The 25,007-nt window shown below is 71.8% G+C and carries 22 protein-coding genes; 14 read left to right on the top strand and 8 right to left on the bottom strand.

Going from position 1 to position 25,007, the window contains the following annotated elements; genetic code table 11:
• Nucleotides 1-182: 182 nt before the first annotated feature.
• Entirely contained in the window at nucleotides 183-1,100 is a 918-nt protein-coding gene (gene pucL, locus ACS04_RS02920; RefSeq protein WP_030857495.1) for a factor-independent urate hydroxylase, read from the top strand.
• Nucleotides 1,101-1,123: 23 nt separating this feature from the next.
• Here pucL and ACS04_RS02915 read toward each other — a convergent pair whose 3' ends face one another.
• On the bottom strand, nucleotides 1,124-1,576 hold the full coding sequence (locus tag ACS04_RS02915; protein WP_078864382.1) for a histidine phosphatase family protein: 453 nt from the start codon (nucleotides 1,574-1,576) through the stop codon (nucleotides 1,124-1,126).
• Nucleotides 1,577-1,765: 189 nt separating this feature from the next.
• Between ACS04_RS02915 and ACS04_RS02910 the strand changes: the two genes are divergently transcribed.
• From ACS04_RS02910 to ACS04_RS38060, 5 genes are all read left to right on the top strand, one after another.
• The gene (locus ACS04_RS02910) at nucleotides 1,766-1,978 is read left to right on the top strand and encodes a CbtB domain-containing protein (RefSeq protein ID WP_030857499.1); all 213 of its coding nucleotides are present in this window, start codon (nucleotides 1,766-1,768) and stop codon (nucleotides 1,976-1,978) included.
• A gap of 30 nt (nucleotides 1,979-2,008) precedes the next feature.
• Entirely contained in the window at nucleotides 2,009-2,764 is a 756-nt protein-coding gene (locus ACS04_RS02905; RefSeq protein ID WP_048474874.1) for a CbtA family protein, read from the top strand.
• A gap of 275 nt (nucleotides 2,765-3,039) precedes the next feature.
• Nucleotides 3,040-3,621, top strand: coding sequence for a class F sortase (locus tag ACS04_RS35205; protein ID WP_053080681.1), 582 nt, complete (start codon nucleotides 3,040-3,042; stop codon nucleotides 3,619-3,621).
• A gap of 135 nt (nucleotides 3,622-3,756) precedes the next feature.
• A complete protein-coding gene (locus ACS04_RS02895; protein ID WP_048474873.1) occupies nucleotides 3,757-4,131 on the top strand; it encodes a hypothetical protein in 375 nt (124 codons plus the stop codon).
• A 58-nt stretch (nucleotides 4,132-4,189) separates the two neighbouring features.
• Nucleotides 4,190-4,357 (top strand): hypothetical protein, encoded by a 168-nt coding sequence (locus ACS04_RS38060; protein ID WP_158977161.1) that lies wholly within the window; start codon nucleotides 4,190-4,192, stop codon nucleotides 4,355-4,357.
• 110 nt (nucleotides 4,358-4,467) lie between these two features.
• Here the strand turns inward: ACS04_RS38060 and ACS04_RS02890 are convergent, their stop codons facing one another.
• A complete protein-coding gene (locus ACS04_RS02890; protein WP_048474872.1) occupies nucleotides 4,468-4,872 on the bottom strand; it encodes a hypothetical protein in 405 nt (134 codons plus the stop codon).
• 139 nt (nucleotides 4,873-5,011) lie between these two features.
• On the opposite strand from ACS04_RS02890, the gene ACS04_RS02885 reads away from it, so the two are divergent.
• Together ACS04_RS02885 and ACS04_RS02880 are read left to right on the top strand one after the other, a co-directional pair.
• Nucleotides 5,012-5,839, top strand: coding sequence for a hypothetical protein (locus ACS04_RS02885; protein WP_048474871.1), 828 nt, complete (start codon nucleotides 5,012-5,014; stop codon nucleotides 5,837-5,839).
• Between the two features lie 120 nt (nucleotides 5,840-5,959).
• Complete coding sequence (locus tag ACS04_RS02880) at nucleotides 5,960-7,960, top strand: FUSC family protein (protein WP_078864381.1); 2,001 nt, start codon at nucleotides 5,960-5,962, stop codon at nucleotides 7,958-7,960.
• 128 nt (nucleotides 7,961-8,088) lie between these two features.
• Here ACS04_RS02880 and ACS04_RS02875 read toward each other — a convergent pair whose 3' ends face one another.
• A complete protein-coding gene (locus tag ACS04_RS02875; RefSeq protein ID WP_048474870.1) occupies nucleotides 8,089-10,182 on the bottom strand; it encodes a PhoX family protein in 2,094 nt (697 codons plus the stop codon).
• A 353-nt stretch (nucleotides 10,183-10,535) separates the two neighbouring features.
• Between ACS04_RS02875 and ACS04_RS38565 the strand changes: the two genes are divergently transcribed.
• The gene (locus ACS04_RS38565) at nucleotides 10,536-12,029 is read left to right on the top strand and encodes a VWA domain-containing protein (RefSeq protein ID WP_245236256.1); all 1,494 of its coding nucleotides are present in this window, start codon (nucleotides 10,536-10,538) and stop codon (nucleotides 12,027-12,029) included.
• 76 nt (nucleotides 12,030-12,105) lie between these two features.
• Here ACS04_RS38565 and aspS read toward each other — a convergent pair whose 3' ends face one another.
• Complete coding sequence (gene aspS, locus ACS04_RS02865; protein WP_048474868.1) at nucleotides 12,106-13,923, bottom strand: aspartate--tRNA ligase; 1,818 nt, start codon at nucleotides 13,921-13,923, stop codon at nucleotides 12,106-12,108.
• 135 nt (nucleotides 13,924-14,058) lie between these two features.
• Between aspS and ACS04_RS02860 the strand changes: the two genes are divergently transcribed.
• Nucleotides 14,059-16,206 (top strand): ATP-binding SpoIIE family protein phosphatase, encoded by a 2,148-nt coding sequence (locus ACS04_RS02860; RefSeq protein ID WP_048474867.1) that lies wholly within the window; start codon nucleotides 14,059-14,061, stop codon nucleotides 16,204-16,206.
• Nucleotides 16,207-16,301: 95 nt separating this feature from the next.
• Here ACS04_RS02860 and ACS04_RS02855 read toward each other — a convergent pair whose 3' ends face one another.
• The 4 genes from ACS04_RS02855 to ACS04_RS02840 all read right to left on the bottom strand — a co-directional run bounded on the left by ACS04_RS02855 (nucleotide 16,302) and on the right by ACS04_RS02840 (nucleotide 19,385).
• Nucleotides 16,302-17,288 (bottom strand): pirin family protein, encoded by a 987-nt coding sequence (locus ACS04_RS02855; RefSeq protein ID WP_048474866.1) that lies wholly within the window; start codon nucleotides 17,286-17,288, stop codon nucleotides 16,302-16,304.
• 125 nt (nucleotides 17,289-17,413) lie between these two features.
• A complete protein-coding gene (locus ACS04_RS02850; protein WP_048474865.1) occupies nucleotides 17,414-17,788 on the bottom strand; it encodes a hypothetical protein in 375 nt (124 codons plus the stop codon).
• A gap of 120 nt (nucleotides 17,789-17,908) precedes the next feature.
• Complete coding sequence (locus tag ACS04_RS02845; protein WP_048474864.1) at nucleotides 17,909-18,868, bottom strand: ArsR/SmtB family transcription factor; 960 nt, start codon at nucleotides 18,866-18,868, stop codon at nucleotides 17,909-17,911.
• Between the two features lie 55 nt (nucleotides 18,869-18,923).
• Nucleotides 18,924-19,385, bottom strand: a complete 462-nt coding sequence (locus ACS04_RS02840; protein ID WP_048474863.1) for an SseB family protein — start codon at nucleotides 19,383-19,385, stop codon at nucleotides 18,924-18,926.
• Nucleotides 19,386-19,669: 284 nt separating this feature from the next.
• Here ACS04_RS02840 and ACS04_RS02835 point away from each other — a divergent pair, with 284 nt between their 5' ends.
• The 4 genes from ACS04_RS02835 to ACS04_RS02820 all read left to right on the top strand — a co-directional run bounded on the left by ACS04_RS02835 (nucleotide 19,670) and on the right by ACS04_RS02820 (nucleotide 24,988).
• Complete coding sequence (locus tag ACS04_RS02835) at nucleotides 19,670-21,499, top strand: acyl-CoA dehydrogenase (protein ID WP_048474862.1); 1,830 nt, start codon at nucleotides 19,670-19,672, stop codon at nucleotides 21,497-21,499.
• A 107-nt stretch (nucleotides 21,500-21,606) separates the two neighbouring features.
• Complete coding sequence (locus ACS04_RS02830; protein WP_048474861.1) at nucleotides 21,607-22,353, top strand: hypothetical protein; 747 nt, start codon at nucleotides 21,607-21,609, stop codon at nucleotides 22,351-22,353.
• Between the two features lie 101 nt (nucleotides 22,354-22,454).
• On the top strand, nucleotides 22,455-23,750 hold the full coding sequence (locus ACS04_RS02825; protein ID WP_048474860.1) for a M18 family aminopeptidase: 1,296 nt from the start codon (nucleotides 22,455-22,457) through the stop codon (nucleotides 23,748-23,750).
• Nucleotides 23,751-23,911: 161 nt separating this feature from the next.
• Nucleotides 23,912-24,988 (top strand): SMP-30/gluconolactonase/LRE family protein, encoded by a 1,077-nt coding sequence (locus ACS04_RS02820; RefSeq protein WP_063839225.1) that lies wholly within the window; start codon nucleotides 23,912-23,914, stop codon nucleotides 24,986-24,988.
• Nucleotides 24,989-25,007 lie beyond the last annotated feature (19 nt).

Below are 25,007 nucleotides of genomic sequence, written 5' to 3'. Positions count from 1 at the left end.
TCCGCGGCATTCCTAACACCACGTGAACGTGCTGAAATCCGAACAGAGCACCTACGGACCGGGATGCACGTCAGTCCCGGGGCGGTCCTCCGAGACCGAACGGCGGGGAGCGGGCCCACCGCTGGACGCCGGGCGTACGGGATCCAGTCAGCCGGACTCCGTGTACCCGAAGGAAGACAGCCATGAGCAAGCACGTCCTCGCGCAGAACCAGTACGGCAAGGCCGAGAACCGCATCGTCAAGGTCACCCGCAAGGGCTCCGACGGTTCGTGGCACGAGATCCGCGACCTCAACGTGTCGGTGGCGCTGCGGGGCGAGTTCCGCGACGTCCACCTGACCGGCGACAACGCCAACTGCCTGCCGACCGACACCACCAAGAACACGGTGTACGCCTTCGGCAAGGAGCACGGCATCGCCTCCCCCGAGGCCTTCGGCATCCTGCTCGCCAAGCACTTCGTCTCCTCCCAGTCGCCGATCCGCGAGGCGCAGATCCGGATCGAGGAGTACGCCTGGGAGCGGATCCCGGTCCCGACGCGCAAGGAGCAGCACTCCTTCGTCCGCAAGGGCCAGGAGGTGCGCACCGCGCAGATCACGTACAGCGAGACGACCGGCCTCCAGGTCATCTCGGGTCTGAAGGACCTGACCGTGATGAACTCGACGAACTCCGAGTTCCACGGCTACATCAAGGACAAGTACACGACGCTCAAGGAGGCGTACGACCGGATCCTGGCGACCAAGGTCACCGCGCGCTGGGCGCACTCGGCGCTGGCCGCCGACGACGCCGCGTTCGACTGGGACCAGTCGTACAAGAAGGTCCGCAAGAACATGCTGGAGGCCTTCGCCGAGACCTACTCGTACTCGCTCCAGCAGACCCTGAACCAGATGGCCGAGCGGGTGCTCGACAACTGCCCGCGGGTCAACGAGGTGCGCCTCAACCTCCCCAACAAGCACCACTTCCTGGTGGACCTGGAGCCCTTCGGCCTCAAGAACGACAACGAGGTCTACTTCGCGGCGGACCGGATGTACGGACTGATCGAGGGCACCATCCACCGCGACGGGGTGCAGCCGGTGATCGCGACGAGCGACTGGATCGTCGCCTAGCCGCCACGGGTCGAGCGGCCGGATTACGGGTCGAGCGGCCGGCCGAGCTGGAGGTTCCAGCGGCCGAGCCGCCCGGTGAGCGTGGTCGTCGTGTCGGGCCGTACGTCGAGGCGCCAGAACGCGGCGGCCGGCAGCTCCAGCGCGTGCACCACGCCCGCCCGTACGACGGCCTGTTCGACCACGGGGCGGTGCGTGCCCGGGGGCAGGCCGTCGAGTGCGGCGCCCACCCGGGCGATCAGCGCGCTGACCGACTCCCCGCCGGGGGGCGCGAACTCGGGATCGCTCAGCCATCGCTGTACGGAGGCCGGATCCTCGGCGGAGACCTCGTCCAGGGTCCGGCCCGCCCATTCCCCCGTGTCCGGGCCGCTCAGGCCCTCGTGGCCGGGGCAGGGGGCTCCGTGGCCGAAACGGATCTGCCGCGAGGCCGCGCCGAACGGACGTGTGACGAACTGAACTCGTACCACGGCACTCTTCATAAGGGGAGCGTAAACGCGGTACGGTCGCGGACGACAACCTAAAAAGACGACGGTATGACGGAAGCACCGGTGAGAATCCGGCACGGTCGCGCCACTGTGAATCCTCCCGGAGGGGGAGGGAAAGTCAGACCCGCCATGTCGTCGCGAGCACCACTGACCGGGACGCGTGTTCCCTCTGGAGGTACTGCCATGGCCCACTCCGCCGTGCCCACGACGGCCCCTGCCGTCGCCCCGATCTCGCTTTCCGCGCTGGCCCCCTGGGCCGTGTTCGTCGGCGTCCTCATGCTGGTCCTGCTCTACCTCGTCGGTGCCGAGCAGGGCGCCACGGCGCTCTTCGAGGGCGACACCGTCCACGAGTGGATGCACGACGGCCGCCACCTCCTCGGATTCCCCTGCCACTGATCTCCATCCGAGCAAGGGAAGTACCGAACCATGAACCCCATTTCACCCCGCGTCCTCCTGGTCCGGGGCATGCTGGCGGGTCTGCTCGCGGGCCTGGCCGCCTTCCTCGTCGCCTACGTCCTCGGTGAGTCCAAGGTCGACGCGGCCATCGCCATCGAGGAGGCGGGCCACGCCGCCCACGACCACGGCGAGGAGGCGGCTCCGGTCAGCCGGGCCCTCCAGGCCACGGCCGGCCTCGGCACCGGCACGCTGCTCTACGGCATCGCGCTCGGCGGCATCGCCGCGCTCGTCTTCTGCTACGCGCTCGGCCGCATCGGCCGCTTCGGCCCCCGGGTCACGGCGCTGCTGGTCTCGGGCGGCCTGTTCGTCGCCCTCAACCTGGTGCCGTTCCTCAAGTACCCTTCCAACCCTCCGGCCGTCGGGGACCCCGACACCGTCGTCCGCAGGACCACCCTCTACGTCCTGATGATCGCGCTGAGCGCGCTGCTGTCGGCGGCCGCGCTCATCCTGGGCCGGCGCCTGGCGCCCAAGCTGGGGAACTGGAACGCGTCGATCATCGCCTCGGTCGCCTTCGTCGCGGCGGTGGCGATCGCCTACGCGTCGCTGCCCGGCATCAACGAGGTCCCGGCGGACTTCCCGGCCGCCCTGATCTGGCAGTTCCGCCTCGCCACCCTGGCCATCCAGGCGACGATCTGGACGACCTTCGGCCTGGCCTTCGGCGTGCTCGCCGAACGCGTGCTCACCCCGGCCGCCGCGCCGCGGGCGACGGCGCAGCCCGCGAGCTGATCCCGCCGACGGCACCCGAAGGCCCCGACCGCCCCCGGCGGTCGGGGTCTTCGTCGCTCCAAGGGCCACCCTTTCGGTCGTATTCCGCGCAATCCCCGCAACGGCGGTGGCTCACCCGTCGCCAACTGGGAAGACGTCCCGTGGGGGGTGGCGACACGCCTGTGACGCGACGTCAGTCTCCGGTGTGGTCAGCGGTACTGACGGGCACGGAAGGGGTCCACTGCTCTCAGGAGACCCGGACGCCGGAGCCGGGGGATCGGACCAGGAGGGATTCCATGCCCCGCGCCAAGCTGGTGGCCGGCGTGCTGACAGTGGCTCTGCTGGGCGCCGGGATAGGGATGTTGATGAGTACCGAGGGCGCCCGTCCCACGGCGGCCACCGCCGCCGACGCCCTGCCGTCCCGGGCGCTGGGCCTGTCCGGCCACCGCCGGCTCGTCGAACAGCTGGAGCACTCCGGGCAGCACGCCCCGGGCAAGGGGTCCCGGCCCGTGCGGGCCGCCGCCGTCACACCGCTGCGGTTCTCCCGGCCGCTGCGCCTGCACATCCCGAGCCTGGGCGTCGACCTGCCGCTGGGCAGGGACGCGGAGGAGGCGGCCTGGGACCACGACAGCCCGGCCCCGGGATCGGCCGGTACGGCCGTGGTCACCGCCGCCGATCTGCGCCTCGCCGAGATGCGGCGCGGGCTGACCATCGAGATCGCGCGGGCGGACCGCCGTACCGCCGTCTTCACCGTCGACCGGGTCTCGCCCGGTGGTATCACCGGTCGCTGGCAGCGGCCGGGGCGCGCCCAGATCCGGCTGGTCAGCGGCGAGACCACCGTGCTGGCCCGGCTGACCGGCCAGCGCCGCACCGGGTGAGCGGGCGGCCGCTCCGGCCGAGTGGAGCGGCCGCCCCCCGCGTGCTGTCAGCCGACGGGGTGTATTCGTCCCCCGGTCGGGGGCTTCTGGGGCCCGGTCAGGGAGTTGTCCGGCGTGTCGGGGCAGACCCCTCGCATGAGCGGGAGGCGCTGCGCGCGCACGGCACTGGCCAGGGCCCTTTCGGCGGCCGGTGTCGTGCTGCTGTGCCTGTTCGCGTCCGGTCCCGCCGTCACGACGGCCGCGACGGCCGCCAACGCGGCCGAACGCACCGCCTCCGGCCTGCCGGGCGAACCCGGCGCCCCCGCCGAGGGGGAGTCCGATCCGGCCGCGGATCCCGAGGCACGGGCCGCGGTACGGCTCGTCGTGCGCGGGCTGCCGGGGGTACGGCAGCTGCCGCGGCCGGTGTTTCACGTGAAACCTGCCGGTCAGGACGGGCTGGTCCGCGCGCACGGGGCGGACGGGCCGATGCTGTCCGCGGGGACGGAGCGGAGTGTGGTCCTGCGCTGCTGAGCGGGCCGAGCAGCAGCGCGCATCCCCACACACCCCCCGAACACCGTGAGGTTCCGGCATGCCCATCGACCCGTACGCCGCCCTGAACGCCATGCTCCGCGCCGAGGTCACCCGTAGCACCCCGGCGGCCCCCCAGCCCCCGAGTCGCGGGAGCGACGGCGAGTGCTCCCCCACCGCGTCCGCGGCCACTCCCGGCACCGACTCCGAGTCCTCGGCCGAGGCCTGATGCCTGAGGCCTGATGCCTGAGGCCGGGGCCTGAGACCGAGGCCTGAGCAAGCCCCGGATGCGGGCGGGCGCCGGTCCTCGTACGGACCGGCGCCTCCCACGGCTCCCCGTCAGGGCTCACGCATGTGGTAGCGGTAGAACGCCCCCAGTCCGATGGCGATGCCGACCATCAAGCCGACCCAGCACGAGCGGAGGATCGAGTGGTCGGCCAGGCTGTACAGGTAGCCGACGGCGATACCGCCGAACGCGCCGTACGCCGCGGCGTGCAACTCCTGCCTCAGGCGGGGACCCACCTGCGAGAGGGCATACATGATCGCGGCGAAGACGGCTCCGCACAGGATCCCGTAGAAGACGTTGCCCGCGTCGACGGGGCCCGTCTGGCGCTTCATGAAGGCCGCCCAGACGCCGTAGACCAGTCCGAGGAGCAGCGCCCGCGTCAGCGGGCCCTTGCTCACGTGCTCCGTGCCGGTCGCCTGAAGGTGCCGCCCCGGGGCGGTGGGTGCCGCATGTGCCATGACAGGGCTCCTCTCTTCCACCATCCAGGGCACACCCGCCACACCGCTGCGGCAAGTGGAGCAGCGTCCGGCACCCCCGCGCCACCCGCCCGCAGCAGCACCGCTCGCGCCGCCCGCCACCGCGGCTTTCCCTGGTGACGTGCGCACCTTCCTCTCGGCGGTACTCATCGTGCTGGTGGCCCTCCTGGTGCCCGCCGGCGCCGTCGCGTACTGGGCCGACCACGAGCTGGGCGACGCCGACCGGTACACCGCGGCGATGTCCCCACTGGCCGGGAACCCGGCCGTGCAGAACGTCGTCGTCACCCAGGCGGGCCGCGCCCTCTCCGGGCAGATCGACGCCGGGCCCTTCCAGGGCGACATCGACGCCCTGCTCGGGGAGGCCCTGCGCTCCTTCTCCGGGACCCCCGCCTACCGCACCGCCTGGGACGCGGCCAACCGGGCCGCGCACGCCGCCTTCCTCAAGGCGCTCACCACCGGCGAGGGCAACGCCGTCAGCATCGACCTCGCACCCGTGATCGAGCAGGTCAAAGGGGACCTCGTCGCGGACGGCGTGCCGTTCGCCGACCGGATCCCGGTAACGCACGTATCGGTCAAGGTCATGGAGTACGACAACCTCGGCGCGCTCCGGAAGGGCTTTCGCATGCTGCAGATCGCCGGCATCTGGCTTCCCGTGCTGACCGTGGTGCTCGCCGCGACGGCGATCGCCGTCGCCGTCCACCGGCGCCGCGCCGTGATCGCCACCGGGCTGGGGGTGGCCGTCGGCGCCGTACTGCTGTGGATCGCGGTGGTCGTCTGCCGCAGGCTCACCCTCGACGATCTGCCGGCCGACATCGACCGGGCGGCCGCCGCGGCCGTGTACGACGCGCTCACCGCGTTCCTGCGCACCACCGCCTGGGTGGTCCTGGCGATCGGGCTCGCCGCGGCACTCGCCGCCTGGCTGGCGGGCCGACGGCGCCGCACCCCATAAGCTCGGAAGGTACCGGAGCGCGCAGAACGCCCCAGAAGAACCCGAGAAGAACCCAAGAAGAACGCAAGACCCCGGCACAGCGCAGAAGAACCGATTCACGAGCGGCCGCACGGAAGCTGAATGAGCACCGAACGCACCGAACACATACCCTCCGGGCGACCCCGCCACCGTCCGCTGGCCCCACCCGCCTGGCTACTCAAGGGACTGCGGCCGAGCGCCGCCCCGATCCCCTGGGCCGCCGCCGCACGCGCCGGCATCGCGATGGCCACGCCCGTCGCCGTCGGATTCGCGCTGAACGAGCCCGAGTACGGGGCCCTCGTCTCGATGGGCGCCCTGTCCGGGGTCATCGGCGACACCGCCGACGCCTACCGGATGCGGATCCTGAACATCGCCGTGCCCCAGCTGTTCGGCGCGGTGGGCGTCGCCCTGGGCACCCTGGTCTACGGGCACGGCTGGCTCGCCGTCGGCGCCCTCACCCTGATCGCCCTCGTCTCCGGGATGATCTCCTCGATCGGCACGGTCGCGTCCGTCTCCGGACTGCTGCTGCTCCTCAACGCCGTCGTCGGCGCCGGCCTGCCGCTGCCCCAGCCCTGGTGGACGGCCCCGCTGCTGCTCAGCGCGGGCGGGCTGTTCGTCCTCCTGCTGACCCTGCTGGGCTGGCCGCTGCGCGGCCGGCAGCCGGAACGCGTGGCCGTGGCGGCCACCTACCGGGCACTCGCCGACGCCCTGGAGGCGGCGGGAGGACCGGACTACGACGACTGCCGCCGACAGGTCACACACGCCCTGAACCAGGCCTACGACCTGATCCTCGGCCGCCGGGCCCGGGTACACGGGCGCAGTCCCTCGCTCGTACGGATGCTGGCCCAGCTGAACGTGGTGATCCCGCTGGTGGAGGCCGCGCCCGCCATGCACCTGCGGGGCGCGGGGCTGCCGCCCGAGATCCCCGCAGCCGTACGGGACCTGGCGCGGGCCGTGGAGGAGGGCCGCACCGGCGAGCCCGTACCGGACCTGCCCGTCCCGCACACCCCCGCCGAACGGGCACTCGACGCGGCCCTGCGGCATGCCGCGGCCCTCGTGCACGCGCCCGATCCCGACCCGCACAACATCGACGACCGGCTCGGCCGGCCCGCCGCGCTGACGGTCCGCGCCCGGCGGGCCGTGCGCGACATGATGCTGTCCAGCGCCTCCTGGCGGTACGGGCTGCGCCTGGCCCTGTGCATCGGGCTCGCCCAGATCCTCGTCTCCGTGGTGCCGGTCGAACGGTCCTACTGGATCGCGCTGACCGTCACCTTCGTCCTCAAACCCGACTTCGGCTCGGTGTTCTCCCGGGCCGTGCTGCGCGCCGTGGGCACGGCGGCCGGGCTGGTCGTCGCCGCCGCCGTGCTCGCCGAGGTGCCGCGCGGCTGGTGGGACGTACCGGTGATGGTGGTGCTCGGCGCGCTCATCCCAGCCTTCTCCGCCAAGGGGTACGCCTTCCAGACCGCCGCGATCACCCCGGTGATCCTGCTGCTCTCGGACCTCCTCAACCACCAGGGCTTCGACCTGGTCCGGCCCCGGCTGCTGGACAGCCTGATCGGCTGCGCCATCACCCTCGTCGCCGGTTATCTGCTGTGGCCCGAGAGCTGGCACACCCGCATCGGCGACCGGCTCGCCGACACCGTGGACGACGTGGCCCGGTACGTGGAACGCGCCTTCGGCACCCACCCCGACACGGAAGCCGGCCGGCAGGCCGCGCGGACCGCCCGGCTCCAGGCCCGGCGGCGCATCTACCGCGAGATGTCGGGCGTACGCAACGAGTTCCAGCGCGCGCTGACCGAGCCGCCGCCGACGGGGGCGCGGGCCGCCGCGTGGTGGCCGCTGGTCGTCGCCGTCGAACGGATCGTCGACGCGACCACCGCGGCGCGGGTCCGGGTCAACCACGGCGCCGAAGCCCCCGGCGGCGAGGAGGTGGCGATCGTCATCGCCGATCTGCGGGCCCTCGCCGAGGGGGTGCGCAGGGCCAGCACGCCGACCCAGCTGCGCCCGGCGGCGCTGCCGCCCGGGGACGAGGCGTCCGTCTTGGCCCCGGTGCGCCACGAGCTCGCCGCGGCCCGCGCGATCGCCGCCGACGACGACCACTGACGAGGGCCGCCGCCCCCGGCGCCGGGACGCGCACCCGGTGAAACGGCTGCGGGCGGTGGGTGTTTCACGTGAAACACCCACCGCCCGCGTGGGTCCAACCGGTCAACTGACCGTCCCCATCGGCCCGATCAGATGCCGATGTTCTTGCCGTCCTTGCGCCAGACCGACACGACGGCAGGACGGACGATCTTGCCGGGGCCGTCGGGCCACACCGACTGCGGCTTCTCGACGGACGCGCCGTCGATCTCGCCCGGGTGCTGGACGGCGACCAGGACGCGCTTGTCCTGGACCAGCGGGCCGCAGGTCTCGGCGCCGCGCGGGACGGTCAGGAACTGCTTCAGCTCACCGCGGCGCTCACCCGCGGTGGCGACGCCGAACAGGCCGTCGTGGGAGCCGAGCTGGTTGCCGTCCGTGGAGATCCACAGGTTGCCGTGCGGGTCGAAGGTCACGTTGTCCGGGCAGGAGATCGGGCTGACCTTCTCCTTCGGGAAGCCGGCGAAGAACGTGGCGGGGTCCTTCGGGTCACCGGCGACCAGGAACAGGCGCCAGGCGAAGCCGTCGCCGGCCGGGTCGTCGAAGTTCTCGGCGAGCTCCAGGATCTGGCCGTGCTTGTTCACGTTGCGCGGGTTCGCCTCGTCCACACCGGCCTTGCCGGCCTTGCCGCGGTCGCTGTTGTTGGTGAGGACGACGTACACGCGGCCGGTGCGCGGCGAGGGCTCGATGTCCTCGGGGCGGTCCATCTTGGTGGCGCCCACCTTGTCGGCGGCCACACGCGTGAAGACGGCCACCTCTTCGGCGGTCATGCCCTCGACGTGCGAGACGTTGCCCGAGGGGGAGGAGGTGAGGAGCTTGATCCACGCACCGGAGCCGTCGAACTGGCCGTCGGACGGCAGCTTGCCGGTGCCGTCGAACTCGGCGGCCGGGGAGTCACCGGTCAGCTTGGCCACGTAGAGGGTGCCCTCGTCGAGCAGCGTGAGGTTGTGCTCCTTCGCGGCGCGCGAGTCGCCCTTCTTCATCTGCTTCGAGGAGACGAACTTGTAGAAGTAGTCGAACTTCTCGTCGTCGCCCATGTAGACGACCGGACGGCCGTCCTCGGTCAGACGGGGCTGGGCGCCCTCGTGCTTGAAGCGGCCCAGCGCGGTGCGCTTGCGCGGGGTGGAGTGCGGGTCGTACGGGTCGAGCTCGACGACCCAGCCGAAGCGGTGCGACTCGTTGGGCTCCTGGAGCACGTCGAAGCGCTTGTCGAAGCGCTCCCACTTGCGCTCGGTGGCGCCGGCGGTCACGCCGTAGCGCTTCAGGCGGGCGGCCTCGGTGGCGTCGGTGACCTGGCCGGCGTTGGCGAAGTACTGGTTGAAGTTCTCCTCGCCGTGCAGGGTGGTGCCCCACGGGGTGGTGCCGCCGGAGCAGTTGTTGAGCGTGCCGAGGACCTTGGTACCGGTCGGGTCGGCGGAGGTCTTCACCAGGGGGCTGCCCGCGGCCGGGCCGGTGAGCTGGAACTCGCTGGTCGCGGTGAGGCGGCGGTTGAGCTGGTGGCGGTTGACCGCGGTCAGTTTGCCGCTGCGGTGGTCCTCCTGCACGACGACGACGCCGAGGCCGTGCGCGGCCCAGGCGATCTCGACCTGCTCGCGGGTGGGGTTCGCCGGGTCGTAGCCCTTGAACATGAGGTTCTCGTCGGTGTACTCGTGGTTGGCCACGAGCAGCTGCCGGCGCTCGTAGTCATCGCCGAGCGGGAGCAGCGAGAGGAAGTCGTTGTTGTAGCCGAACTGACCGGCCTGGGCGGCGGCGGTCTGCTTGTCGGAGTTGAAGCCCGGAGCGCCCTTGACGATGGGATCGCCCCAGCGGATGACCACGTTCTGCTCGTAGCCCTCGGGGACGGTGACCCGGTCGTCGGTGTTCGGCGCGATCGCCTTGAAGCGCAGACCGCGGGCGCCCGCGGCGTCGGCGGCGCCGCCCTGGGCGTCGGCGGCGGGGGCGGCGGTGGCCGAGGAGCCGTTGCCGCCGAGGGTGATGGCGGTACCGGCGGCGGACGCGACCGTGACGACGGCGGCAGAGCGCAGCATCGAGCGGCGCGAGTAGGCGCGGGCGATGACATCGCCGACGTACTCGTTGTCGCTCTTGTTCGGCACCTCGTGGAAGCAGGCGTCGCCGCAGCGGTAGCGGCAGGTGAGGGCGGAACGGCCGCCCCCATGCGAGTTGCCTATGAGCGGCAGGAGCTTGCGCACGAGTGTCCTCCGTAGATGCACGGGTGCCGACAGCATGTCGGTCGAATCCAGCCGTGACGGTAGGCGCGGGTTGCGCCGAAGCGGCGGCGGCGGAATGAACGCCCGGTGAACCGGGCACGTCGGTGCGGGAGTTCGGCAAGATGGGGTGTGTGCTGGGCGGGCCGGGCGCCACGAAGGGCGCCCCTGCCGAAGTTCCAGCCAAGCGGCCGATAACCTTACGTGTCCACTCTGGGCAGGGATCAACCGCGCAGCACGGACAAATGACGCACGCACTCATGCGAAAGGCCTGGCCCATGGGTATTCGGAGCTTGTTGCGCAAGGTGTTCGGACGGTCTGCCGAGCCGGTTCCGGAGATGACGGACGCCACTTCGGCCTCCGTCCCGAGCCAGGCGGAACGGACCCCCCTGGACGTGGCGGCCGAACTGGTCGCCGCCTCCTTCGACAATCCGACGGTTCCCCCGCAGTCCGCTCCGCGGGACCGTGAACCGGGGACCCTCCTGACCGCCCCGGCCCCGGACCCCACGGTCCCGGAGGCGCGGCGCCCCCAGCCGTCGACCGCACCGGAGCCGGCCGCCGAGCCGACGGCGGAGGTCGTGGCGGAGCCTGCCGCCGAGGCCGGGACTCCCGAGGGGGAGCCTGCCGCCGAGGCCGGGACTCCCGAGGCGGAGCCGGTGGCCGAGGCCGCCGCGTCCGAGCCGGAGCCGGAGCCGGAGCCGGAGGTCGAGACCGTCGCGACCGAGGCCGAGCCTGAGGTCGAGACCGTCACGGCCGCGGCGGAGGCGCCGACGGCCGAGCCCGCCCCCGAGGTCGAGCCCGAGGCGGTCCCCGAGCCCGAGGCTTCCGTCGTGGCCGCGGACCCGGTCGCGGTCGAGGACCCCGTCGTGGCCGAGGCTCCCGTCACGGCCGAGGACGAGGTGGAGGCCGGACCCGAGGCCGCCGTCGAGCCTGCGACCGAAGTCGGGACCCCGGAGCCCGCGGCCGAGGTCGAGACCCCCGAGCCCGCGGCCGAGATCGAGACCCCCGAGCCCGTGGCCGCGGCCATCGAGCCCGACGTCGAGCCCGCGGCGGAGACGCCGACGGCCGAGCCCGTCGCCGAAGTCGAGGCCGTCGCCGCCGCAGTGGAGCCCGAGCCCGTCGTCGAGGTCGTCGAGCCCGTGGTCGAGGTCGGCGTCGCCGCCGAGGCCGGCGGGCCGGCCCACGCGCTGGCCGCCGTGAAGCGGTCGGCGCCCGGGGTGGCCGGGGCCTACAAGGCCGCCGGGACGGTGCTCCGGGGCAAGGGCAGGGCCGGCGCCCGGGCCAAGGTGTACCTGGTCCTGGACCGGTCCGGTTCGATGCGCCCGTTCTACAAGGACGGCAGCGCCCAGCACCTCGCGGACCACGCCCTCGCCCTCGCCGCGCACCTCGACGACGAGGCCACCGTGCACACCGTGTTCTTCTCCACGGACGTGGACGGCACCGCCGACCTGACCCTCGACGCCTACGACGACGCCTGGGTCGAAGCCCGCCACGCCGAACTCGGCCGCATGGGCCGCACCAGTTACCACGTGGCCGTGGAGGCCGTCGTCGAGCGCTACCAGAAGGACGGCGGCGAAGGTCCCGCCCTCGTGGTGTTCCAGACCGACGGCGCCCCCGACAGCGTCCGGCCCGCCAAGCAGGCCCTCGTGGACGCCGCCGCCTCCGCCCCCGGCGTGTACTGGCAGTTCGTCGCCTTCGGCGACCACGACGCCAAGGCCTTCGACTTCCTGCGCAAGCTGGACGCCGAGAACGCCGGCTTCTTCCACGCCGGCCCCGCCCCGGCCGGGCTGCCCTCGGCAGCCCTGGCCAAGGGCCTGCTCCAGGGCTTCTGAGCCCCGAGGCACGTACGCGCACGGGGAAGGGCCCGGGATCCGATGGATCCCGGGCCCTTCCCCGTACCTACGGCGATTACCGCGCGGCGTCCGGGTGGACGGCCTCCGCGATCGGCTTGGCGTCGGCGGCCTTCGTCTCCACCGGCTTGCGCAGCGCGATGTTCAGCTCGCGCAGGCGGGACTCCTCCAGGACGGTGGGCGCGCCCATCATCAGGTCCTGCGCGTTGCCGTTCAGCGGGAAGGCGATGGTCTCGCGGATGTTCGGCTCGTCGGCGAGCAGCATCACGATGCGGTCCACGCCCGGGGCGATGCCACCGTGCGGCGGCGCGCCGAGGCGGAAGGCGCGCAGCATGCCGGCGAACTCGCGCTCGACGGTCTCGGCCTCGTAACCCGCGATCTCGAAGGCCTTCAGCATGACCTCGGGCTCGTGGTTGCGGATGGCGCCGGAGGAGAGCTCGATGCCGTTGCAGACGATGTCGTACTGCCAGGCGAGGATGTCGAGCGGGTCCTTCTCCTCCAGGTCCTTCATGCCGCCCTGCGGCATGGAGAAGGGGTTGTGCGAGAAGTCGATCTTGCCGGTCTCCTCGTCCTTCTCGTACATCGGGAAGTCGACGATCCAGCAGAACCGGAAGACGTTCTCCTCGAACTGGCCGGCCCGCTTGGCGGCCTCGACGCGCACGCCCGACATGATCTTGGAGACCTCGTCGAACTCGCCGGCGCCGAAGAAGACGGCGTGGCCGGGGGCCAGACCCAGGCGCTCGGTGAGGACCTTGACGTTCTCCTCGGTGAGGAACTTGGCGATCGGGCCGGTCAGCGAACCGTCCTCGCCGACACGGACCCAGGCCAGGCCCTTGGCGCCGAGCGAGATCGCGTACTCGCCGAGGCCGTCGAAGAACTTGCGCGGCTGCGCGGCGGTGTCCGGGACGGCCAGCGCGCGCACGTGCTTGCCGGCGAAGGCCTTGAACTCCGAACCCTCGAAGACGTCGGTGATGTCGACGAGCTCCAGCTTGGCGCGCAGGTCGGGCTTGTCGTTGCCGTACTTCAGCATCGACTCGCGGAACGGGATCCGCGGGAACGGCGAGGTGACCTCGCGGCCGCCGCCGAACTCGGTGAAGAGCTCGGTCATCAGGCGCTCGATCGGCTGGAAGACGTCCTCCTGCTCGACGAAGGACATCTCGACGTCGAGCTGGTAGAACTCGCCCGGCGAGCGGTCGGCGCGGGCGTCCTCGTCGCGGAAGCACGGCGCGATCTGGAAGTACCGGTCGAAGCCCGAGATCATCAGCAGCTGCTTGAACTGCTGCGGGGCCTGCGGCAGGGCGTAGAACTTGCCCGGGTTCAGGCGGGACGGGACGACGAAGTCGCGCGCGCCCTCGGGGGAGGTCGCGGTGAGGATCGGGGTCGCCATCTCGTTGAAGCCGAGGGCCACCATCTTCGAGCGGATCGACGCGATGACGGCCGAGCGCAGCATGATGTTGCGGTGCATGCGCTCGCGGCGCAGGTCGAGGAAGCGGTACTCCAGACGCCGCTCCTCGTTCACACCGTCGTCGGTGTTGATCGTGAAGGGCAGCGGGGCGGCCGCGCCGAGCACCTCGACCTCGGCGGCCTCGATCTCGATCTCGCCGGTGGGCAGCTCGCTGTTGACGTTCTCGGCGCCGCGCGAGACGACCTTGCCGTCGACGCGGACGACCGTCTCCTTGGACAGCTTGTCCAGGACGGCGGCCGCGGCGGTGCCGGGGCGGGCGACGAGCTGCGTGATGCCGTAGTGGTCGCGCAGATCGATGAAGAGGATGCCGCCCAGGTCTCGACGGTTGTGCAGCCAGCCGCTCAGCCGGACGTCGGCGTTGACGTCAGAGGCGCGGAGCTCGCCGCAGGTGTGGGACCTGTACCGATGCATCAGTCATCCAGTTCTTCGCGATACCAGGGTGGATTCAACCCTCACAAGGTTACCGTCCGGGCCGGGGACCGTGCGGGCATGCCCGCCGGCCCCGAGAAGAGGCACGCCGGGGGGATGACCTGTAAAGATGACCGGGTGCGCACCGAGGACGTCCTGGCCGCCATCGCGACGGGCCTGTGGCGGTGGGACAACGCCTCCGGGACGGTCACCCTCGACGGCGAGGCCGCCCGGCTGCTCGGGCTGCCCGCCGAGCCCGTCGTACTGCCGGAGGTCGTCGTACGGTCGCGGTTCCACCCGGTGGACTGGAACGAGATCAACGGGATCGTCGCCCTCGCGGTGGCCGAGGACACCCTCGCCGAGGCCCGGCTGCGGATCATGGACGAGGACGGGCGGGTGCTGCGGACCGTGCGCAGCCGCTCCAAGCCCGTGGAGAACGTGTGCGCCGACGGCCGCGTCGACTACGAGCTGATCGGCACCATCCAGGAGATCGCCGAGCCGCAGCCCGGCACCACCGCCGTCCACACCCCGATCACCGGCGACTGGCGGCGCTCGCGCGAGGCCTTCCTGCTGGACGCGGGGCGGGCGCTGGCCGAGGCCCGGTCCACGGCGGAGGTGCTGCGCGTGGCCGCCTCGCTGTCGATGCCCGGCTTCAGCCCGGACGGGCTGGCGGTCTTCGGGGTGGCCGGGGACCGGCTGTCGACCATCGGGCACCACGGGCACGGTCCGGGGGACGAGACGCCCTTCTCGGACATGCGGCTGGACACGGACTACCCGGCCGCAGAGGTGGTCCGTACGGGGCGGGCGATCTACATCCCCTCCCCCGAGGACTACAAACGGCGGTTCCCGGCCACCTGGCCGCTCGCCCAGCGCTTCGGCCGGGCCTCATGGGCCTTCCTCCCCCTCATCGTCGCCGGGCGCACCATGGGCGCCTGGATGGCCGCCTTCAAGCACCCGGTGTCCTTCTCCCCGGACGAGCGCTCCGTCCTGACCACGGTGGCCCGGATGCTCGCCCAGGCCCTCCAGCGGGCGGGCGTGGCCGAATCCGAGCGGGAACTCACCTCCGACCTGCAACGGTCGATGATGCCCATGCTGGGCCCCGACATCCCCGGCATGCGGCTCGCCGCCCGGTACGTGCCGACCGGCGGCGGACTGGAGGTCGGCGGCGACTGGTACGACATGATCCCGCTGCCGGCGGGACGGTTCGCGCTGGTCATCGGGGACGTCCAGGGGCACGACGTACGGGCCGCCGGGCTGATGGGGCAGCTGCGGATCGCGGTGCGCGCGTACGCCTCGGAGGGCCACCGGCCCGACGCGGTGCTCTCCCGCGCCTCCCGCTTCCTGGCGGGCATCACCGATTCGTACGAGGACGACGACTTCCGCAGCCCGCGCTTCGCGACCTGCCTGTACGTGGAGTGCGACCCGGCGTCCGGGCTGCTGGAGGTGGCCCGCGCCGGCCACCCGGACCCGGTGATCCGGATGCCGGACGGCACGGTGCTGATGCGCCCGACCGCCGGGGGGCTGCCGCTCGGCATCGTCGCGGACACGGACTACCCGACGACGCGGTTCACGCTGGAGCCCGGCGAGACGATGGTGCTCTGCACCGACGGGCTGATAGAGACCGGCGGGCACGACCTGGACACGGGCTGGGCGCGGCTGCGGGCGATCCTGGAGTCCGAGACGCACGAGCCGGACGGGACGCACGCCTCCGACGGCCTGGAGAAGCTCGCCGACCTGCTGGTGCAGGCCGTGCACGGGCCCTCCTCGCACCACACCACCGGCCCGCTGGCCGACCGGCGCGAGGACGACATAGCCGTCGTCCTGCTGTGCCGGGAGGGCGCCTACTGCGACTGCGGGGCCCCCGCGGAGCACGTGGTGCGACCGGCGCGCCGCACGATGCTGACCGTGGCCCAGGCGGAGCCGGAGCGGATCGCGGGCGCGCGCCGGCAGATCCGGGAGCTGCTGCACGACTGGGCGGACGCGGACCAGGTGGACTCGGCGGTGCTCATGGTCTCGGAGATGGTCACCAACGTCCTCATGCACACGGACGGCGACGCGCTGCTCGTCGCGGAGGCGGTCGGCGAGCCGGGGACGCGGCGGCTGCGCATCGAGGTTGCGGACGCCAGCGACGAGCTGCCGCACAAGCGGCAGCCGGGCGAGATGGCGTCCAGCGGCCGGGGCGTCCTGCTGATGGAGATGCTGGCGGACAGCTGGGGCGTGGACCCGCGCGGCGAGGGCAAGTCGATCTGGTTCGAGATGGACGAGCAGAGCGGCGACGGTTCCTAGGTACCGCTGACTGACCGCCGCCGCCTTCGGTTGGTGTCGGATATTCGGGCGCGCTACGCGGGGGGCGAGCCCCTGGAATAGCGCGCCGCGCCGGGTCAGGAGTGCTGGTCCGCCGACTTGTTGCGCTCCCGGGCGGTGGTGGGGATGGTCCCCAGCCGGCCGGCCTGGAAGTCGTCGAAGGCCTGCTGGAGCTCCTGGCGGCTGTTCATGACGAACGGCCCGTAGTGCGCCATCGGCTCGCGGATGGGGCGCCCGCCGAGGATCACGACCTCCAGGTCCGGGGTGTTGGAGTCCTGGGACTCGTCCGCGCGCACCGTGATCGAGCCGCCCTCGCCGAAGACCGCCGTCTGCCCGGTGTGGACGGGCCGCCGGTCGGTGCCGACGCTGCCGCGCCCGGCCATGACGTACGCCAGGGCGTTGAAGTCCTCGCGCCACGGGAGGGTGATCTGCGCGCCGGGGGTGATGGTCGCGTGGATCATCGTGATCGGGGTGTGGGTGATGCCGGGGCCGGAGTGCCCGTCCAGTTCACCGGCGATCACGCGGAGCAGGGCGCCGCCGTCGGGGGTGGACAGCAGCTGGACCTGGCCGCCGCCGATGTCCTGGTAGCGCGGGGGCATCATCTTGTCGGAGGCGGGGAGGTTCACCCACAGCTGGAGGCCGTGGAAGAGCCCGCCGGACACGACGAGGGACTCCGGCGGGGCCTCGATGTGCAGGAGGCCGGAGCCCGCGGTCATCCACTGGGTGTCGCCGCCGTTGATGACTCCGCCGCCGCCGTTGCTGTCCTGGTGGACGAAGGTTCCGTCGATCAGGTACGTCACGGTCTCGAAGCCGCGGTGGGGGTGCCAGGGCGTTCCCTTCGGCTCGCCCGGCGCGTACTCCACCTCGCCCATCTGGTCCATCATGATGAACGGGTCGAGGTGCTGGTAGTTGATCCCGGCGAACGCGCGGCGCACCGGGAACCCCTCGCCCTCGAACCCACCCGGGGCGGTCGTGACGGCCAGCACCTTGCGGGCGGCGGTCTCCTGAGCGGGCTCGGCGACGCGGGGGAGCGTCAACGGGTTCTCCACAGTCACTGCAGGCATGGTCGGAACCTCCTTCTGCGTCGAGTTTAGTTGAAACTCGAACTTTCTGCCACACCCCACAGAACAGAAGGGGCCCCGGGGACATTCCCCCCGGGGCCCTGCGCCTGTCACCTGTGCGTATGCGGTTACGGAGAAACGATGACCGAGTTGACGGGGGTGATGTCCCGCCACTGCCACGCGTCGATCGGCATGTACTCACAGCTGCCGGTTCCGTTGTAGCCCGTGCACAGCCGGAACTTCCAGCCCCCGGTCTGATTGTTGAGGACCCAGCGCCAGTGGTTCATGTTGCTGAGGTTGTACGTGCCCGCGCGGTCCCGGGCCCAGGCCACCGTGTGCGAGTCGATGCCCTCGGTGTAGATGCAGGCGAACCCGGAAGGGCACCCGTCGACCGTGTGGTCGGAAGCCTGCGCCGGGGCTGCCGCGAGGACCCCCGTGCCCAGCGCCAGCACCCCGGTGGCCGCCAGTGCGGCGAGCTTCGTGCGGAACGACATGCGTGACATCGCGTCTCCCTGGTCCGTCGGTGGAGCGGGGCCCCCGTGCTCTCCCCCGCAGCACCGATGGTGGGCACCCCCGGCGCCGGGCGCGATCCTTTCGGGCGTGCCCGAAAGGACCGGCGGCCGTCAGCCGCCGCTGCGCAGCAGGTCCACGCCGAGCCCCGTGGCCGAGTGGAGGACCGCCTTGCCGTCCCGCTCCGTGGTGATCAGCCCGGCCGCGCGCAGCGTCCGCGTGTGCTCCGAGACCGTCGGCAGGCTGACGCCCAGGTCCCGGGCCAGCTCGCTCGTGGTCCGCTGCTCGACCAGCAGGTGCAGTACGGCGGCGCGGGTCCGGCCCAGCAGCGCGTCCAGCGCGCCCAGCGCCCGTTCCGGCCCGGCCAGGGGCAGCGGGGTCAGCGCCGGGTAGTGCAGGACGTGCGACCCGTCCGGCAGGCCGGCCAACAGCGGGCGGCCCGTCCAGAACGCCGAGGGCATCAGTACCAGGCCGGCGCCGCCGAGCCGGACCTCGTAGTCCGGATCCCCGGCCACCTCGAAAGCGGTCCGCGACCAGGCCGCCGCCGGATGGACGCCCGCCAGGCAGGCCTTGATGCCGTGGGCGGCCAGCAGCCGGGTGCGCCAGGCGACGTCCGCCCGGAAGGACTGCCGTATCCGCGGCCACTGCGGGGCCACCACCGCCTCGTACGCGCAGCGGAGCGCGCCGTCCAGCAGGTCCCACGCCTCGCGGTCCTGCCCCCACAGCGCACGCAGCCACGAGGCCGGGCCCGGGGCGCGGGCGGCGGCGCGGTGCAGCTGCCCGGCGGTCAGCAGGGGGCCCGCCTCCCGTACGGCGGCCAGCCCCTCCTCCAGGCTCGGCGCCAGGGGTTCGAGGAACTGCGGGTTGTCGCCGTCGGGCCGCAGCAGGTCGAGCAGGGGGCGCGCCCGGTCCGGCAGCTCCCGGCCGACCCGGCTGCGCCAGCGGCCGAAAACCGCCTGCTCGTCCACGCGCTGCCAGGCGATCAGCGCCATCGACAGCTCCACCAGGGGGGAGGGTTCGGCCGCGAACGTGACGTTCAGCAGGTCCTCGGCCGTGAAGTGCACCCGCAACATCGCCCCGCCCGCCCCCTCGGCGCACCGGCCGGAAACGGCCGCTCAGCCGTGCGTGTCAGCCGTACATGCGGCGCATCGCGTAGTCGACCATCTGCTCCACGGCCTTCGCGTCGAAGACCATGCGGTGGTCGCCCTCCATGTCGAGGACGAAGCCGTAGCCGGTCGGCAGCAGGTCGATCACCTCGGCGCCCGTGATCACGAAGTACTTGGACTCCTTGCCGGCGTACCGGCGCAGCTCCTTGAGCGTGGTGAACATGGGGATCACCGGCTGCTGCGTGTTGTGCAGCGCCAGGAAGCCCGGCGTCTCACCGCGCGGGCAGTAGACCTTCGACGTGGCGAAGATCTGCTGGAAGTCCTCGACGGACAGCGACCCGGTCGTGAACGCCCGCACCGCGTCGGCGAGCGACGGAGGCGAGGGCTCGGGGTACAGCGGCTGCTCGCCGTACCCGCCGGCCATCTGCTGCGGGGCGGCGTACTGCTGCTGCCCCGCGCTCACGTTCTGGTCGTAGCCGTACATAGGGCGAAGCCTACCGAGCGCCCTCTGCCCCGTGGACGCGCATTCCCGCCAGGGTTGCGGACCCGCGGCCGGCCTTCCGCCCCCAGGCGTGCCGGCTGGAGCGCTACCGGTGGCCGGCCGGAGCGCTGCCGGTGCACAGGCAGTGCGCGGCCGGTGCGCGGCTTGACCCTGGTCACAGTCGCCGCATCAGGGGTTGCGTCTTATTACCCGTGGGTAGCATCATGACATTACCGATTGGTATGTACGAGGAATCTGTCTTCCCGAGCCTTAACGGAGCCGTCGCCATGGGGCACTACAAGTCGAATCTCCGCGACATCGAGTTCAACCTCTTCGAGGTGCTCGGCCGCGACAAGCTGTACGGCACCGGACCGTTCGGTGAGATGGACACCGAGACCGCCAAGAGCGTCCTGTCCGAGATCACCCGCCTCGCCGAGAACGAGCTGGCCGACTCCTTCGCGGACGCCGACCGCAACCCGCCGGTCTTCGACCCGGCCACCAACACCGCGCCGGTCCCGGCGTCCTTCAAGAAGAGCTACGAAGCCTTCATGGACTCCGAGTACTGGCGCCTGGGCCTGCCCGAGGAGATCGGCGGCACCACCTCGCCCCGCTCCCTCATCTGGGCCTACGCTGAGCTGCTGCTCGGCTCGAACCCGGCCATCTGGATGTACTCCTCCGGCCCGGCGTTCGCCGGCATCCTCTTCGAAGAGGGCAACGAGGCGCAGAAGAAGGTCGCGCAGATAGCGGTCGAGAAGCGCTGGGGCTCCACCATGGTCCTCACCGAGCCGGACGCCGGCTCGGACGTCGGCGCCGGCCGCACCAAGGCCGTTCAGCAGGACGACGGCTCCTGGCACATCGAGGGCGTGAAGCGCTTCATCACCTCCGGCGAGCACGACATGGAGGAGAACATCCTCCACTACGTCCTCGCGCGCCCCGAGGGCCACGGCCCCGGCACCAAGGGCCTGTCCCTCTTCCTCGTCCCGAAGTTCCACTTCGACTGGGAGACCGGCGAGCTGGGCGAGCGCAACGGCGTCTACGCGACGAACGTCGAGCACAAGATGGGCCTCAAGGCCTCCAACACGTGCGAGATGACCTTCGGCGACCAGCACCCCGCCAAGGGCTGGCTGATCGGCGACAAGCACGACGGCATCCGCCAGATGTTCATGATCATCGAGTTCGCCCGCATGATGGTCGGCACGAAGGCCATCGCGACGCTCTCCACCGGCTACCTGAACGCCCTGGAGTACGCCAAGGAGCGCGTGCAGGGTCCGGACCTGGCCAACTTCATGGACAAGACGGCCCCCAAGGTCACCATCACGCACCACCCCGACGTGCGCCGCTCGCTGATGACGCAGAAGGCGTACGCCGAGGGCATGCGCGCCCTGGTGCTGTACACCGCCTCCGTCCAGGACGCGATCCAGCTCAAGCAGGCCGCGGGCGAGGACGCCTCCGCCGAGATCGGCCTGAACGACCTGCTCCTGCCGATCGTGAAGGGCTACGGCTCGGAGCGCTCGTACGAGCAGCTCGCCCAGTCGCTGCAGACCTTCGGCGGCTCCGGCTACCTGCAGGAATACCCGATCGAGCAGTACATCCGCGACGCCAAGATCGACACCCTCTACGAGGGCACCACCGCGATCCAGGGCCAGGACTTCTTCTTCCGGAAGATCGTCCGCGACCAGGGCGCCTCCCTGAACGTCCTCTCCGAGACGATCAAGAAGTTCCTGGCCGAGGCCGTCGGCGGCGAGGAGCTGGCCGGCGCCCGCGACGCGCTCGCCAAGGCCGCGGTCGACCTGGAGGCCATCGTCGGCCAGATGATCGTCGACCTCACCGCCACCGGCGAGGACGTCAAGAACATCTACAAGGTCGGCCAGAACACCACCCGCCTGCTCATGGCCTCGGGTGACGTGGTCGTCGGCTACCTGCTGCTCAAGGGCGCGGCCGTCGCCGCCGAGAAGCTCGCCGCCGGCGCCCCCGCGAAGGACGTCGCCTTCTACACCGGCAAGATCGCGGCGGCGAAGTTCTTCGCCTCCCAGGTCCTGCCGAACGTCTCGGTCGCCCGCGCGCTGGCCGAGTCCGTCGACAACTCCCTGATGGAGCTCGACGAGGCCGCGTTCTAGTACGGCAACGGCCCTCCACGGTCATCCGCCCGACGGCCGGGCCCCCGCTGAGGGGCCCGGCCGTCGGCATTCACAGGTTGTCGGTGGTTCGTGGCACGCTCGTAGACATGAGTCCGGCAGATCAGCACGGCAGCAGCAGGGGGTACTCCGTCCCGACCGGGCGGCCGTACGCCCTCAAAGAGCTGCAGGCCGCCCTGGGCAGCCTCGGCGACCACATGAAGGAGCTGTACGACGGCGCCCACCCCGCCGAGTACGAGGCGGTCGCCGACGCCCTGTACACCGCGTTCCAGACCGCCGCCGGCCTGGCGCCCGCCAAGAGCTACACGGGCTGCTCCGAGCACCCCAACGGGGCCCTGGACCCCGAGGCGCCCGACGGCTGGGGCCGCTGCCTGATCTGCAACGACCGGCGCCGCCTCGGGCTGCGCTCCCAGGGGGTCCGCGGCGCCCGCGCGGCGGCCGCCCCGCCCGCGGGGGAGCAGCGCCGGCTGGGCTATCCCGTACCGGACCCGCCGTACACCCTGGCGGCCCTGCGCGATCACCTCCGCACGGTCGAGGACCGCCGCTTCCACCTGGGCTTTTCCTCCCCCGCCGAGGACTTCGTCCGGATAGCGGACGATCTCCACCGGGCGTTCATCGTGGCGCGCGAACTGTCCAGGCCCCGCAACGCCTCCGGCTGCTCGGAACACCCCGGCGCACCCATCGACCCGGACGCGCCCCCCGGTGAGGCCTGTATGTTCTGCGCCGGACGCAAGAGACGCGCGCAGCGCTCCGCGACGACCCCGGAGATGCTCCCGCGCATCCGCCGGGGCGAGCGCAGACAGCTACAGCGCCGATTCGAGCGCCCGCCGGGCTGAACAGCAGCCGGGAAGTGGACCACACAGCCCGCACGCCCGGCGTTTCGGCCATCCGCCGCAGTCCGACCATGGCGAACACGACCGTCGTTAAGGTGAACCACATGAGCTCTCCCGCCGCCCGCTTCGACCGCGGCCACACCGACGATCTGATGACCTTTCTGACGGCCAGTCCGTCGCCGTACCACGCCGTGGCCAACGCGGCCGAGCGGCTGGAAAAGGCAGGCTTCAGGCAGTTGTCGGAGACGGACGCCTGGGACGCGGGCAGCGGGGGCCGGTTCGTCCTGCGCGGCGGAGCGCTCATCGCCTGGTTCGTCCCGGAGGGCGCGACCGCGCACATGCCGTTCCGTATCGTCGGCGCGCACACCGACTCCCCCAACCTGCGCGTCAAGCCGCTGCCTGACACGGGCTCACAGGGCTGGCGGCAGATCGCGGTCGAGATCTACGGCGGCACCCTGCTCAACACCTGGCTGGACCGGGACCTGGGCCTGGCGGGCCGACTGACCCTGCGCGACGGCAGCGAGCGGCTGGTCAACGTGGACCGCGCGCTGCTGCGCGTCCCGCAGCTGGCCGTGCACCTGGACCGGTCGGTCAACAGCGACGGGCTCAAGCTCGACAAGCAGCGCCACATGCAGCCGATCTGGGGCCTGGGCGAGGTGCAGGAGGGCGACCTCATCGCCTTCCTGGAGGAGGAAGAGGGCCTGCCGCAGGGCTCGGTGGCCGGCTGGGACCTGATGGTCCACTCGATCGAGCCGCCCTCGTACCTGGGGCGCGACCGCGAGCTGGTGGCCGGCCCGCGCATGGACAACCTGGTCTCGGTGCACGCGGGCGTCGCGGCCCTGACCGCCGCCTCGACCGCCGAGCAGCTGGACCACATCCCGGTGCTGGCCGCGTTCGACCACGAGGAGAACGGCTCGCAGTCGGACACCGGCGCGGACGGGCCACTGCTGGGCAACGTGCTGGAACGTTCCGTCTTCGCACGTGGGGGCACGTTCGAGGACCGCGCCCGGGCCTTCGCGGGCACCATCTGCCTCTCCTCGGACACCGGCCACGCCGTGCACCCCAACTACGCGGAGCGGCACGACCCCTCGCACCACCCGCGCGCCAACGGCGGCCCGATCCTCAAGGTCAACGTCAACCAGCGGTACGCGACGGACGGCAGTGGGCGCGCGGTGTTCGCCGCGGCGTGCGAGCGGGCCGGCGTGCCGTGGCAGTCGTTCGTCTCCAACAACGCGATGCCGTGCGGGACGACGATCGGCCCGATCACGGCCGCGCGGCACGGGATCCAGACCGTGGACATCGGCATCGCGATCCTCTCGATGCACAGCGCCCGCGAGCTGTGCGGTGCGGACGACCCGTACCTGCTCGCGAACGCCCTGGTGGCGTTCCTGGAGGGCTGAGCCCGTACGGCCGCGCCGCCTCCCGGGTCCGGGGGAGCGGCGCGCTCTTCGGCCGGGTGGGTCGATCTCGGCTGCGTCGCGGTGCGATGAACCTATGGTGACCCTCCGTCATGTTGTGCTGGGATCCCCTTCTTCTCCCCCCGGCCGACAAGGAGAGTCCCGTGCTCCGCCTGTTCCCCCCGTTCCGCCTGTTCCGCTCGCTTCGCCTCCGCCCCGCGCCGCGTATCGCGGGCACCCTCGGCATCGCCCTGGCCCTGCTCGTGGCCGCCCCCGCCGCGGCCACGCCTAAGCCGCCCCGGTCCGCGGACGCGGACTTGTCCCTCGCGGATGCGCGGATCATCGCGGACTTCGACTTCGAGGCCGGCGAAACGCCGGAGAACATCGCCCTGGAGCCCGACGGTTCCGCCGACCTGACCCTGGCGCTCGCCCGCCAGGTGGTGCGGGTCGGCCAGCACGGCGCAAAGCGGGTACTCGCGACCCTGCCCGACGTCGAGGACCCGCAGACGCCCCTGGTCGGCGTCGCCGTCGTGACCGGGATCGTCCGCACCCAGGACGGGACGCTCTACGTCGGCTACAACACCGGCACCGCCGAGAGCGGCATCTACCGGATCACCCCCGACCACGAGGTCTCCAAGCTCGTCGACATGTCACCGAAGGGCTTCGTGAACGGCCTCGCCCTCGACGAGCACCTCGGCCTCATCTACGCCGCCGACTCCGTCCTCGGCACGGTGTGGCGCATCTCCCTGGACGGGGAGCCCGAGGTGACGGCCTGGGCCACCGGCGCGGCGCTGGAGCCGACCGCCTTCATCGGCGCGAACGGCATCAAGGTGCGCGACCACGCGGTCTGGGTGTCGAACTCCGACCGCGCCACGCTGCTGCGGATCCCGGTCGACCGGGACGGGTCCGCGGGGAAGATCATGACGCACGCCACCGGGCTGACGGGCATCGACGACTTCGCCTTCGCCGGACACGGAGAGGCGGTCCTCGCCGCGCTGAACACGACCGCGAGCGAGCTGGCCCTGGTCCTGCCCGACGGCACCCACACCATCGTGCTGACCAAGCGGGACGGGCTGTCCGGACCCACCTCCGTGGCGGTCCGCCACCACAAGGTCTTCGTCACCAGCGGCGCCTTCCTCGACGGCATCGACCCGAACCTGCTGGTCGCCGACGCGGTGGAGGGCGAGACGAAGCCCGGGGACCCCGGCACGGACGAGGACCACGGCAAGCACGAAGGCTGATCCCCGAGAGCCGACCGCC

This window comes from Streptomyces roseus, from assembly GCF_001044425.1.
In the GTDB taxonomy this organism is placed as follows: Bacteria; Actinomycetota; Actinomycetes; order Streptomycetales; family Streptomycetaceae; genus Streptomyces; species Streptomyces roseus.
This window is presented reverse-complemented; position numbering and strand designations above follow the sequence as displayed.